Origin of the sequence: Kitasatospora sp. NPDC101155, from assembly GCF_044768305.1 — a bacterium.
In the GTDB taxonomy this organism is placed as follows: Bacteria; Actinomycetota; Actinomycetes; order Streptomycetales; family Streptomycetaceae; genus Kitasatospora.
Genome location: NZ_JBIWPN010000008.1, coordinates 86836 through 100179 on the forward strand (window position 1 = coordinate 86836; position 13344 = coordinate 100179).

Sequence of the window (13344 nt, forward strand, 5' to 3'; positions counted from 1 at the left end):
TGTCTTACCGACCTTCCGTACTAGTAGCAAGCGGATGCTCGGCAAGGTAGGCGGCATAGTCGCCATACTCGCCAGCGTGCAGCCGGGCCGTGAAGTCCGCATGGGCACGGGTCATCTCGGCCTCCCGGTCCGGCTTCATCCACCCCTCGGGGATCGCAGGGGTGGGGTCGCCTGCGCGGGCGGCCTTGGCCCAAGCCTTGACGAAGGCTGTTTCCTCGGGGGTCTGCCGGGTTCCTACGTTGTTCGTCGCCGCGCCGATCTTGTGCCCATCAGAGGAAAAGAACATCTCCCATTCATACTTCCGCATTACCGCAAACTGAGAGCGATAGATAGAACAGAGCTGCCGAGCCGTCAGACCAAGCATGACGGCAACAATCGCGTCAATCTCAACCAGCGCCAATCGGCGATCGAAATCGGCCCTCAGCGGCGTATTCATCGACCATTTCCTGTCGCCCCGGGGAAGCGCGTCCTGTAGAGGTCCATATCCAGTCCATCGATCATCGAGCCAATCAGGGTCGAAAAGCTCTTCCCAGAGCGGCGCATAGTCCCGAGTCAAACAATTGAGACGCAGAGCTCGAAGCAGGAGCGGGGGGATCAGCGGGTGGTCCAGAGGGGCAGGGAACTTACCCGACAGCTCACCCTGGATATCATCCTTGCCCGATACCTTGACAAGATAATCAAGAGGCAGCGAAGCCCATAGACCTGCAATAGTCGCGGTACTCCGATTATTCGCGAAAGCCAGCGTATGCACCGACTGCACGTGCGTAGGGCCCGGTGGAATCAGCGCGGCATGGAGTCCCCTCTCCATGTTCGACGCGGTCCTCCGTCGCCACGCCACGCGGTAGTAGTCGTTCGCAGGCCTGTCCCCCCACGTTCGCTGAACAGACGAAAACTGTTCGGACGAACAGGCACGCTGATAGTTGGTCCGAGGAATAACCCACTCTGTCAGATCGTTGATATCCCAGCTTGAGTAGTCGCCACTACTCCTGCAATTCTCATTCGGCTGCTTGGCAAGCGGAGTCGCCACCGTGAAATGTGGCCCCTGTAGAATCACCTCGGAGATAGACGACGGAACCCTGGTGGCTTTCTCGATGATTCCGGCCCGCTCAGAATCCTTCTCTCGAAGCGCAGAAGTCCACCAGAATTCAAACGATCCGAGCCTCCGCCCGCTCCCCGCGAGGATCCGAAGCGCTTCATTGTCTGCTACTGTCAACGGCCTCAGCATCCGAGCCTCAAGGCACGGTGCACCTGCAACATCCACCAAGGAGGACCAATCGGATAGAACGGAGGCTGTAACCTCCACCACTCGATTGCGATGCGGCCGAGTATCCCATCCGCCAACCTCGTGCTGAATGCCAGGAACATCCCCGAGCCCGGAATGCGTCAATGAGTGATCTGCGGTGTCCGGATGGAACAGCGACACAATGTTGAGAAAAGACACATCCCCAAAGGATCCATAGACATGCATCCCATATTCGCGGGTGTGGTCGATTTCAAAGAGTTGCAGTTCGTTCTTGAACTGAAAATGGCGCCGCAGGCGACCGTACGATTGGAGTCGCAGCGAACCAGCGGCAGGGTCGGAAAAGTGGGTATCGGGATGAATCAGACCCGAGATTCCGTCCACCTTGAGATTGCGCCAGGCCCGTTCCATGAAGTTCATGTAGACATTCGTCTGCAGACCGTCAAAGACAGGGTGGTCAACCGGTGATCCCAGATGAGCAACCACACCCGCCCAGGAGCTGATATCCAACAAATAGCTCTGCACATTGGCTGAACTTGCAAGGATACGCCCGCGCCGCTCGGACTGCTCCCTCTCCGAGGACGTTACAACGAGTCCGAACCACGGATCACGTTCTGCCAGAGTCAGCGCGTCATTCCACTTGGGCTTGTACCACGGAGGGTTCCCCACCTGCAGGTCGAAGCCGCCTCGCTCGAAGAGATGGGCGAGCTCAAGCTCCCAGTGGAAGAACCCCTCCCGGCGGGAGACCGTGTCGACCTCGCTCAGCCAGCCGAAGCGGACCGCCACCGACGGCATGTCCGCGCACTGGCTCATGACCCGGTCGAAGTCGTCATCCACGCCCAACTGATCGAACTCGCCCGTGTCCCCGAACAGGCCGAGTGTGTCCTCCAGCCCCGCACCGCTGCCGCGCTTACTGCTGGCCTTCGCCTTCGCGGCCGGGACTCCGAGTACCGCCTCGCAGAAGGAGAGCCATTCCTCCAAGGTCGGCGGCTCGGGCGTATCCAGCTGACCCACAGGCCAGAACCAAAGGGCGCACCACGCGTCCATCACCAGTTTCAGCCGGCTACGCGGCGAACCGGGCGCGTTCAGCGCGCGCTCGATCTGCTCCCGGGTAACGTTCCCGGACGCATGGGGCAGCGGCTGGTCCTCGTCGACCTTCCAGACCGCGATGTCCCGTCGGATCTCCCGCTCGCTAACGATGAGCCGTCGCCGCGTGAGCTCCCACAGCCGCTCCACCCGCGTCGCGAGCGCCAGCAGGCGCTTTCCTTGGGCCGCTGACGGCGTCGCTGTAACGGCCGTCCGCCACTTGGCGAGCGCGTCGCGCTCTTCCTTCGCCAGCTCCTTCGCCTGCTTGGCGTCCGCGACTGCGCCCCATCCCTTCGCCGGGAGCAAGAAGTGGTGGATCTCCTCCCCTGCCTGGAAGGCGCCCTCCTCAGCACCGGCCCGCAACGGCCGGTCCGTCGGGACGGTGGTCAGCCACGCCTTCTTCTTCAGCGCAGCTGCCCCATACACCGCCCGCCGCGCGCCGATCAGCGAGTTGCCGCGCCGCAGGTGCAGCCCAAACCATGGAGCCTTCAACCCCTCGTGCATCGCGTTGAGCCAGAGTGAGACCTCCGCCAGCTCCACCGCCGTCTGGTTGAGGTCGACCCCGTAGCAGTTGTGCAGCGCCAGGTACGCCTTGACCTTCTGCAGTTCAGCCTCGTACCGGTCCGGCGGCAGCTGCTCGTCGACCTCTGCCATCCTCCGCCGCAGGTACTCGGCCGCGAGCTGGTTGATGGCCTCGTTGAGGAACGCGCCCGACCCCAGCGCCGGCTCGCACACGGTCAGGTCGAGGATCGCCCGCGCCGGAGTCGTCACTCCGTCCTGGTCCAAGAGCTCCGCCAACGCGTGCTTCACCGTGCTCCGCGTGAGCACCTCGGGGGTGTAATACGAGGCCGACCGCTGCCGCTCCCGCCCCGAGAGCCGGTAGACGAACGAGCCCTTCTTGTGCAGGACTCGCCTGGACGCACCCGTCAGCTCGTCCCGGCGGGTGACGAACACCTCGTCGTCGTAGTTGTCGGCGTCCTCGACCGGCACCACCCAGGTGCCGCTGAGGCCGTCCGAGTCCGGCTTCGCGACCTCGTACAGGTCCTTGTCCGCGAAGAAGCCGGTGTAGGACATCAAACCCTCGTAAACCGCGCCGAGCTGGTTGATCCCGAGCTGGGCGTACGAGATGAAGCCCTTGCCGCTCGCACCACCTGCGCGCCCGCGCCCATTGCCACGGCCCTGGGTGAGCATGAGCAGGTTGAGCACCCGCCACAGCACCTTGTTCCGCAGCCGGGTGTCGATCCGCTCGCCCTCGACCGAGACCGTGCCGATCAGCGGCGTCGCATCGGTCTTGAAGAGGTCGCTGCGCAACGCCTCGAACCGCAGGCCGTCCGCGTCCAGCACGGTGGCCTCGGAGGCCGGCTCGTCCCCGAGCGGCCGGTGCCCCTGGTCGACGAGGCGGAACAGCAGGTCCAGCGATTCGGCGAAGTGGAACCCGTCCTGGGCTTCGTCCGGCAGGTCGTACGAGACCAGCTCGCCCAACCGGGCCAGCCCGTAGCCGTCCTGGTAGGCGTCGTCCTTGCCCGGGAGGATGCCCAGCTCCGGCCGGGCCTCCGCGTAGAGCAGGAACAGCACCCGGTACAGGTACCGCAGCGACTCCCGGGTGAGGCGGCTCGCCAGCTCCGTGCCGTCCCCGAGCTCGGACGGGTCGGCGCCGCCCTCCTGCAATCGGTCCAGGATCTCCTGGGCGATCAGCTCGACCGACTGCCGCAGTCCCTCCCGCAGTTCCTTCGAGACGCCCACCGCGTGCTTGCGGCCCTTGTCGACCAGGCCGTCCAGGAATCCCGCGACGCCGCCCTCCGTGAGCAGCGACTCCGCACCGAACAGGGCCGAGACGACTTCCAGTTCGCCACCGTCAGCGCTGAGGTTGCGGTCCAGGGCCTCGTCCACGCTGACCGCGAGGAAGCGGCCCTCGTGCCAGGCAGTGCGGTCGGCGAGCAGGACGGCGCCACCCGCGAGCAGCAGGACGAAGCGCGGGGCGTAACCGTCCTCGCAGCCGAACAGGAACGTCACTGCGTCTGCCGCGGTCGTGATTCGCGCCTTGCCGTCGAGCAGGATCGGGTCGAGTAGTTCGCAGCCGCCGTCCTCGGCATCCGCGACGACGAGCTCACCGTCCACCGCCCAGGTGACGTCGAGCGCGACGAGTTCCACTCCGCCGGGCCCGGTGACGGCGAGCGCGACCGGGACGGAACGTTCCTTGTCGCCCTGCATGACTCCGAAGTCACCGCGACGCACCCGGTTGTGGGTGCCGCTGTCCGGCTCCTCACGGTCACCGACGTACGCGAGGGCCGTCAACAGCCGGTCGTTGAGCTGCCGAACCTCGGGGCCGTCGAAGGCCTCGTTCTCGGTGATCCTGACCTTCGCCTTGAAGTACTCCTTGCGCAGGGCCTTCACTCCCGCCCGGGACGAGGGAACGCCCGCCCGGTCGGCGGCGGTCCAGCGCTTGCGCAGGTCGGTGAGGTCGCGGGCGAAGAGCTCGGCCAGGTAGTGGGCGGAGATGTACTCACCGCGGTTGGTGATCGCTTCGAATGCCACCGTGTCACGCGTCCTTCTGCTGCTGGGTCGTCGGGCCGGCCGGGGCGAGGACCCCGATCACCCGCACCATCGATTCGCCCTGGGTGGCCAGTTGGTCGATCAGCTGCTCGACCTCTATGGCGGTCTTCTGCACCCGATTCTCGGCGTGCTGGCGGCGGACTCCGTCGAAGCTGAGCTGCTCGAAGGTCGACAGGCTGGCCTTGCGCCAGGCCTCAAGCCGCTCCGCATACCGGGCGAGTTGGTCAGTGAGCGGGGCCTCCTGGGCGGTGCGCAGCTCGGCCAGGTGCTCGCGGCCGGCCCGGACCGCGGCGGGTACCAGGGCCTTCAGCGCCAGAACGTCGCCGGTGAAGGGCCGGTTGAGCATCCTCGGCTTGACGCCGGCGCGGTCGAGGACTCCGACCAGGTCGTCGTCGAAGACCGGGGTGCCGTCGGCGAGGCCGGTGACGCAGGTCCAAGCCAGCACGGTCGGGTGGCCCTTGGCATTGGTGTACATGCCCTGGGTGAGGAAGACGGGCTCGTCGACGTCAGCAGTGATAATCGGCGCAGTGTTGCGGGTGAGCCGGACAAGCACCTTATCGGTGAGCCACTCCACCACGGGGTGCTGGTCGGTGAGGTAGCTGACGTCGGGCCAGCCGGACGTCTCGGTCCGCTCCTGCCTGGTGATCGCGCCCCGGCCGCGGTCGCCGCTGCGTTCCCGGGCACGGTCCAGGCGCTCCTGGCCGAACTCCTTGTCGAAGGTGACCCGGAGCTGCTCCAGCACCCGCCGCTCGTCGAGGTAGGACTTGGGTAGGACCAGCAGGCGGCGCTGGAGCTCGCGGTCGGGGGTGAAGACCATCATCTTCGGGTGGTCCTCGTCCCAGCGCTTGCCGATCCGCTGCTCCGGGTTCTCGTACACCTCGTCCAAGGCCTCTTCCACGAAGGCGCGGGTGGAGGCGAAGAGCTGTGGTCCCCGATACCCGGAGGAGTCGCCGTCTGGGCTGTGGTCGGCCATGAACGCCTCGAAGGGGTCCAACGGGACAGCTGGTACGACGGCGTCGAACGGCACGCCGTCCGCCAGGCCGGCCATGATGGCCTCCGTCTCCAGCGCCTCGTCACGCAGGCCGAGGATGGAGGCGGCCTCACCGAGGGTCCGGTGGACCTCGTCCTCCCGTTCCAGCAGGCGTTGGGAGACCGCACGGTCGGCCGAGGGGCGCTCCGGGTCCTCGTCGGCGGTCAGCAGCAGCAGTGCACGGATCTCCGGGGAGTGCTGCTGGCCGTAACGGTCGATGCGGCCGTTGCGCTGCTCGATGGTGATCAGCGACCACGGCAGGTCGTAGTGGATCATCTGGTGGCACTGCCGGTGCAGGTTGACACCCTCGGCGGCGATGTCGCCGGTCAGCAGGACCCGCAGGTCGCTGTCGGCCAAGCCGAAGTCCTTGACGGTGCGCTGCTGCTCGTCGTCGGAGAGCCCGCCGTGGAGCTGGCGGACCGCACCGCCGCCCTTCTCGCCAGCCGGCGCGAACCCGAGCGCCGCGGGCAGGGAGTCCTGCAGGAGCTGAAGCGTCTTGCGGCGTTCGGAGAAGATGACGACGCGGGTGTCCGAACCGGGACGGACGTCCAGGGCACCGAGCTCGGCCACCAGCCGCTGGAACTTGGCCGACTCCTCGGTCCGGACCTCCTCGGCCACGGCGCCAAGGGCAACCAGCGCGTCACGCTCGGCCTGGCGGCCCTGCGGCTTCTCGTCGATCCGGGCAATCCGGTTGCCAATGGTCTCGGCGAGCGCGGCGTGCGAGGAGAGGAAGGACTTCAGCAGGGTGTACGGGAACAGCCGGGCGCCCTTGCCGGAGACGGGTGCCTGCCGCCCGTCGGAGGGGTTGATCCAGACGTCGTACAGCTCCTCGAAGACCCGTTGCTCGGCCGGGCCCGCCGTGCACTCGATGGCGATCGGCGGCTTGCGGGTAGCCCACTTGTGGCCGATCTCGGCGGAGACGTCCGGGGACATCTTGTGCCTGCGGATGTACAAGTGGTCGAGCTGAGTCTCGTCGTAGTCGCTGGTGTCGGGAATGGCCGTCGGGTCGAGCATGCTCAGCAGCTCGCCGAAGGACTCCCGCTGGCCGTTGTGCGGGGTGGCGCTGGCCAGGATCAGCGCGTCCGTCTTGGGAGCGAGCAACTGCGCGAGACGGTTGTTCTTAGTGCCAGTGTTGATCAGTTTATGCGACTCGTCGATCACGACGGCGTCCCAGGTGACCTGCATCAGGTGGCTGCGCCAGCGGTCCGAGCGCAGCGTGTCGATCGAGATGATCGCGCGCTTGTAATAGGAGAACGGGTTCCGGCCGGCCGGGATGTCGTTCTTGATCCGCTCGATACCGGCCGAGTCCAGGCGGACCAGCGGGATCGCGAAGCGTGTCCACAGCTCGTGCTGGAACTGCTCCAGGATGTGCTTGGGCGTCACCACCAGGATCCGCTCACCGCGCCCGCGCCGGATCAACTCGGACAGCAGCAGCCCGACTTCCAGGGTCTTGCCGAGGCCGACCGCGTCCGCGATCAGCAACCGCGGGCGCAGCGCCCGCAGTGCGGCCATGGCCGGCTCGCGCTGATAGGCAAGGTCGTCGACAAGGTGAGTGCCGGCTGTGGCGAGGCGCTGTTCGGACTGTGGCAGTGGCGTCTTACGGATCAGCGCGTCAATGAAGAGCCGGGAGCGCCGGCACTCAGGGGACTCGTCGGGGACGAGGTCGGTGTCCTCGGGGCGCAGCGGGGTGACCTGGTCGAGCCGGGGATGGGCGAAGAAGACCGCCCGCTGGTCACGGACCAGCGGCGAGATTCCCCGGACATCCAGGCGGGTGCCGTCGTTGCTGGTCCTGGTAGCCTCCACGACCAGCCAGTCCTCGTCGCGGGCCCGGACCTGCATCCCCGCGGCGAACGGGGTCTCGCTGCCGGTCGCGTTGCCCGGCGCACTGTCGGCGACGGTGGTCACTGGCGGTCTCCTTCGTTTGCTGCGTATTGCATGCTGCTTCTCGGTAGGCGTTCAGCCACCGTAGTCGCCGCGGCGGTCCTCGATGCGGCTGCGCCAACGCGCGGCCCAACGGGCCGGCTCGGGGTCCGGCTTGTCGGCCGGAGGCCGAACCGGGTCCGGCTCGACGGCGGCACCGTGCCACTCGGGCTCGGCGTCCGGTTCCGGCACCAGCGCGGGCTCCGCAGTGGGTGGGGCGTCCAGCGGGGTGGCCTGGCGCTCCAACATCTCGGCCAGGAACGCCTGCGGCAGCGGCGGGTACACGTGTGCGCTTGTGGACACGCCGAACTGCAGGAGGCGCTCCATGGCCTCCTCCAGGACCATCTGCACCGTCGGCCGGTCCTCCGCTTCGTAGGCCAGCGTGTGGCTGACCAGGTCGAGCAGACCCGGCGGGAGACCGGTGAGGTCGGGCGGGGTGTCCAGGGTCCGCTGCGCCACCAGGTGGGCGTAGAACGGTACGTGCCCGGTGGCCGCGTGGACGATCGTGGCGCCAAGGCTGTAGACATCGGCGGCCTCGCTGGCCTTGCGCGAGTCCGCGGCCTGCTCAGGAGCCATGTAGGAAAGGGTGCCGAGGGCCGCGCTCGCCGTGGTCAGGCCGGTGCGGCCGCTGACGTGCGAGATGCCGAAGTCGATGACGCGCACGCCGTCCACCGCCACCAGGACGTTGGCTGGCTTGAGGTCGCGGTGCAGCAGGTGCACCGAGTGCACATGCATAAGCGCGTCGGCGAGACCGGCGGCCAACCACCACGCTCCGAGCTCACTGACGCTGCCGTGCTGCTCCAGCAGGTCGAACAGCGAGGGCGCGTTGATGTACTGGGTGGCGATCCACGGCACCGCCGCATGAGGGTCGGCATCCACCAGGGCCGCGGTGTGAAACCCACCGACCCGGCGGATCGCCTCCAGCTCCTGGGCGAAGCGCCTACGGAAGTACTCGTCCTCCGCGAGCTGCGGTCGGACGACCTTCACCGCCACCGGCCGGGTCGAGCGGTACCCGAGGTACACCACTCCCATAGCGCCGTGGCCGAGCCGGCCCACCAGCCGGAAGTCGCCGACCGTCGTCGGATCGACCGCTGTGAGCGGCTTCAGCACCTTGGCCCCCATGGTGTCCCGTCCCGGGCAGACGATGGCGAGGCTATCAGTCGAACGGATCATCGCCCCTGTCCTTCCTAGCACTCGTTCTACCCGGCCGAGGGGCTCCCGGGCGTTGGCAGCAGGGCACCGTTCGTGAGCCCGTCGAGCGCCAGCCTGCTGCCCGCTCGCCGATCGCGGCGACCTCGCGCGGAGCCGGTCCGCGAAGTCGGCCAGTCGGCGGAACGCGGCGCCGTACTCGCGCTGGCGCTCGATATCCATCTGCGGGAGCTGCGCGCTGCGGGCGTCCAGCCGGAAGGTGCCGGTGGCCGTGGTGCTGCGGCGGGTGTTGGCCGGACTGTGCAGGAGGCCACGCAGGTAGTCGGTCGAGCTGATCGGTCCGGGAGGTCGCCGACGTGCTGTCGAGCTCGACCAGGCCAGCACGAACGAGGTCGCCGAGCCCGACTGTCACCGCCTCGACCCGGCCGGGTCCGGCCGGGAGCTCCGGGAGCAGGTCGAGCAGCTCCTCGGCGAGCCAGCGAACCTGGTCACGCAGGGCGGCGTACTCGGCCGGGTAGTCTCCGCGGTCGGCGACCACCCAACGCCCGGGGCTGATCGACGTCCTCGTCCAGCACGTCGATCAGCGGGACCTCGGCGACCTGCCCTGCGGCCGCCTCCTCGGCACCGGCGACGATGGACTCCGGCGTCGCGGCGCCGAGGTCGACCATCCGGATCCGGGTCGGGGCGGCGGCGCCCTCGGCCGGCCGGCGCAACTCCCACAGGTGCACGGGCAGCGCGTGGTTGGCGACCAGGCCTGGTGGCAGGGCCACCACGGATGCCGGCAGTCCCTTTCGGATCAGCTCGGCCCGGATCCGGCGACCCGACTTCCGGTAGGCCACCGATGCGGGGAGCACGATCAGTGCACGCCCTCCGCACGCGCCGGGACGCCCAGCTCCCACCGCGGGTCGCGCAGCAGGTTCTCACGGCCCCAGTCGACCACGCCCACCGGGGGCTCACAGACGACCAGGTCGGACGCAGGCCGGGAAACTGGTCGTGGCGCAGCGAGTCTCCACAGGCCACCGTGGCTGCGGTGGCGGCGAGCCGGGCCCCAGTTCCGTCACGCCGACGGCCGCCGGGTCGAGGTCCTGGCCGTAGCGGTGGGCGGGCGGACCGACGGCGAGCAGCCGCGTCCCGGGTCCGCAGGACGGGCCGAAGACGGTGCGGTGGTCGGGGCATCGGCCGCCCTGGCCAGGGCGGCGACGATCCGTGCCAGCGCTGCTGTGGTCGCCCGTTCGCCGCCGCTGCGGGCCGTGGCGGCGAGGCGCTCTTCGGCGGCGGCCGCCCAGTGGCGGGAACTTCCACTCGGAGGCGCCGTCCAGCAGCCGGGCGGCGACCGCCCCGAGGGCCGCGAACAGGTCGTCGCCGTACTGGGCACACGGAAGGGCAGGCAGCTGTCCTCCCCGTACTCCGGCATGCCCGGTGCGACCGGCGTCCCGGAAGTCGGCGAACAGCTCCAGCCGCACCTCCCTCCGCTGCGCGAGCGCCCCGGGATGCAACACCGCAGCAACGGTCGGAGATATTATCTTCTAATTATTCGCGGGCTGCCCCTTTGCGCTTCGAGAGCCTCACTGCCTAAACGGTAGCGAGATCCTGCCGCGCCATGCTTGAATACCACACGAAGCAGCCATGGAGGTTCCGGTGATCGCAGCAATGGTAACGGCCTGCGCCAGCATCATGATTGCCGCCATGGCCTACTGGCTGAACCATCAAGGAGAGACTCGCAGATCGCTGAGGAAAGCGCGAATCGACTGGGTGAGCAGTCAATTGAAAGACCTTTATGGCCCACTTCTCGTTCTCACCGAAACGAACGAGAAGGCGTGGAACGAGTACCACAGACTCTACATTCTGCCCGCTGATTCAGGCCCGGCTGGGATTCCGCTGACGGAACCGGAGGAAGCGCGGTGGCGCACGTGGGTCGAGGCGGTTTTCGCCCCGACTGCTCAGAAGATGCGAGAGATCATCACCGCCCGGGGCGACCTTATCATCGGAGGAGAAATGCCGCCCGTGGTCCTCGACTTTTGCGCACACGCAGCTACCTACGACGCCCTTCTGGCGAACTGGGACAAAGCCGACCCGAGCAAGTCCACCCTGATTCGCCATCCGGGAAACAGATTCCTCTCCTATGTCCGCGAGTCGTACGGATCGCTCAAGGCGGAACAAGCACTCCTACTCAAGGCGGCACGCGAGAGAGTTTAAAGAAGTGAAAGGAAGCCGCCATCAAAGTATTCCTGAGCTGGTCCGGAGAGCGTTCCAAGAAGACTGCCCAATCCCTGTGGTCCTGGCTTCCGGAGGTTCTCCAGTACATCAACCCATGGTTCTCCAGTCTGGACATCTCCGCAGGACGTAGAGGAGTCCGGGAGATCACATCCGAGCTCTCCGAAACAAATTTCGGGATCATCTGCATAACACCGGAAAATCAAACTTCCACTTGGATCAACTTTGAGGCCGGGGCCCTCTCCAAGCAGGTCGACGGCGGATACGTCGTCCCGTTCCTGATCGGCATGAAAGCGACCGAACTCATCAGCCCTCTCAGCCAGTTCCAGGCCATCATCGGGGACAGCAAAGACGACGTGCGGAAGCTTCTTTTCGACATCAACGATGCCTCGGGCGGCCTGGAAATTCCGCGTGCCCGATTGGAACGTGCCTTCGAGAGAACTTGGCCGGAGTTCGAGAACGACTTGAGGAGCATCAGTGCGATCTCGTCGCGCGACAACCTTCCGACCGCGGTGGAGCGATCCGAGGCCGACATGACGGAGGAAATCCTCCTCATCGCCCGGCAGCTCGATCACCGCATGGCGAAAATCGAGAGTCACGCGCTGCCGGCGGACGGGACGCCGAGGCCATCTCGGGAAATTCGCCGGATCAGCGAGGAGAAGTTCATCGCATCCTCGTTCGCCAAGATCGGCTGGGCAGCCACCCACTCATCCTGGGAGGGTGAGAGCGTGGTCATCGTCGCGCAGAGTCCGACTGGCTCCTCGCAGTCAATCTCGCGTGATTTTGTCGATCGGGTCGCCAAGTCCCTGGGACGGGAGGTCGTGGTACTGGGGGAGGCCGGGAACATGATTGTTCGCAGCAATCTCCCCTGAACCCGCAAGTGCTTTCCTAGCGCTCGAACTTCACTTCGACTGGCATCGGCATCTCCTCCCCCTTCCGCAAGCGGCGGAGACGCAATTCTCCGGCCTTCTCCGGCTCGACCCAGGCGTTCCACGCCTTGATATAGATCGACACCTGATCCCGCACATCCATCCTACGCTTGGATCCCCGCCTCTGCGTTTCCCTCGGCACCTCTCGCAGGGCGAGCCGCGCATCGCCAGCATCCAGACTCGCACCCGACTTGAGGCCCGAGATCCACTCATCGATTTCTGCGGCAGGCGCCGCCTCATTGGTCACGAAGAACCCCGCCGCTACCGCCGTCTGACTCGCGAACAGGTGCTTGGAAAGCTCGCGCCCGATGCGCACCGCCTCCTCGAACCTGTCCTTGTCCTCGGTGTACGCGGCCAGGATCCGATCGTTCGGCACATAGGCACGAGAGCCGCTCCAGGGATCATTCGGCATGGTCTTGAAGAGAATCACGTGACGGATGGTTGAGGCAAGCATAGGTCGGCACTTAGCCTCAGTCGACAACAGCGCATCCGCTGCACTCCGGCTCTTTCCGGAATCGAGAACAGGGAAAACATCATTTGCCAACCCGTCTACGACGAACATATCTACGGGAGTCCCGGCCGTGGCAATCGCATGGAGTCGATGCTGACCGTCGACAAGTGCACCGTCCTCGTCGAAGGCAATTCCCTGATGAGTCAGTTTCCATTCGCCGTGGAGAATGGCTACCGCCAGAGCTCTCACCCGCCCCATGTCCAGGCGTCGATTGACCGAAGTCCGGGACAGGAAGGTTTTGGCCATCTCTGGGGTTACCTTGACGATTCGCGAGACGGGTCGCCTCTCCGGTTCCTCTGGACTTGCAGCAGTGACATTCATCCTCTGACCCTATAGTCATCGGCAGCCGACTCCCCCGCCCTTGATTGTAAGCGAAGGATTTTGATCAATAAAGCGCCATCGAACGCCTCTGATGCCCAAGTTCAGCCGGGAAATGTCTGCTTGGTAAGGCGGGGACCGGCCCAGCGAGTGTGCGGACCGGGGGCACAGCGAGTCGCTCGATCGGGTACTCAACGAATTACTGGATGAGCATGCCGAACTGGGTGCCCCGACACCGAGAGCACGCCAGCAGCTGGCCGATCCGGGGATCGGCCGCCCGCCGGGTATACCGGGCCCCGAGCGGGTCACTGGGTGACGGGAGGAACCTCCAGTGGAGCTTGACGGTGGTGGAGGCGGGGCTGCTGAGCACCGTCTCGTCGGACGCCGAACTCTG

The 13344-nt window shown here is 66.4% G+C and carries 8 protein-coding genes; 2 read left to right on the forward strand and 6 right to left on the reverse strand.

All coding sequences use genetic code 11. From position 1 onward, the window contains the following. Positions 1-4 precede the first annotated feature (4 nt). From ACIRYZ_RS14430 to ACIRYZ_RS14450, 5 genes are all read right to left on the reverse strand, one after another. Positions 5-4861 carry a type II restriction endonuclease subunit M gene (locus ACIRYZ_RS14430; protein WP_402943578.1) on the reverse strand — a complete coding sequence of 1619 codons (4857 nt, stop codon included), beginning with the start codon at positions 4859-4861 and terminating at the stop codon, positions 5-7. A 4-nt stretch (positions 4862-4865) separates the two neighbouring features. Beyond that, positions 4866-7814, reverse strand: coding sequence for a DEAD/DEAH box helicase (locus tag ACIRYZ_RS14435; protein WP_402943581.1), 2949 nt, complete (start codon positions 7812-7814; stop codon positions 4866-4868). A 51-nt stretch (positions 7815-7865) separates the two neighbouring features. Continuing rightward, positions 7866-9002: a protein kinase gene (locus ACIRYZ_RS14440; RefSeq protein WP_402943583.1), complete on the reverse strand. Its 1137-nt coding sequence runs from the start codon at positions 9000-9002 to the stop codon at positions 7866-7868. A gap of 464 nt (positions 9003-9466) precedes the next feature. Then, entirely contained in the window at positions 9467-9832 is a 366-nt protein-coding gene (locus tag ACIRYZ_RS14445; RefSeq protein ID WP_402943586.1) for a hypothetical protein, read from the reverse strand. Between the two features lie 99 nt (positions 9833-9931). Beyond that, the gene (locus ACIRYZ_RS14450; RefSeq protein WP_402943588.1) at positions 9932-10477 is read right to left on the reverse strand and encodes a hypothetical protein; all 546 of its coding nucleotides are present in this window, start codon (positions 10475-10477) and stop codon (positions 9932-9934) included. 139 nt (positions 10478-10616) lie between these two features. Between ACIRYZ_RS14450 and ACIRYZ_RS14455 the strand changes: the two genes are divergently transcribed. Together ACIRYZ_RS14455 and ACIRYZ_RS14460 are read left to right on the forward strand one after the other, a co-directional pair. Further along, a complete protein-coding gene (locus ACIRYZ_RS14455) occupies positions 10617-11174 on the forward strand; it encodes a hypothetical protein (protein ID WP_402943590.1) in 558 nt (185 codons plus the stop codon). Between the two features lie 32 nt (positions 11175-11206). Further along, entirely contained in the window at positions 11207-12064 is an 858-nt protein-coding gene (locus tag ACIRYZ_RS14460; RefSeq protein WP_402944041.1) for a hypothetical protein, read from the forward strand. 16 nt (positions 12065-12080) lie between these two features. On the opposite strand, the gene ACIRYZ_RS14465 is transcribed toward ACIRYZ_RS14460, so the two are convergent. Beyond that, positions 12081-12878, reverse strand: a complete 798-nt coding sequence (locus tag ACIRYZ_RS14465; protein ID WP_402943593.1) for a hypothetical protein — start codon at positions 12876-12878, stop codon at positions 12081-12083. Between the last annotated feature and the right edge of the window lie 466 nt (positions 12879-13344).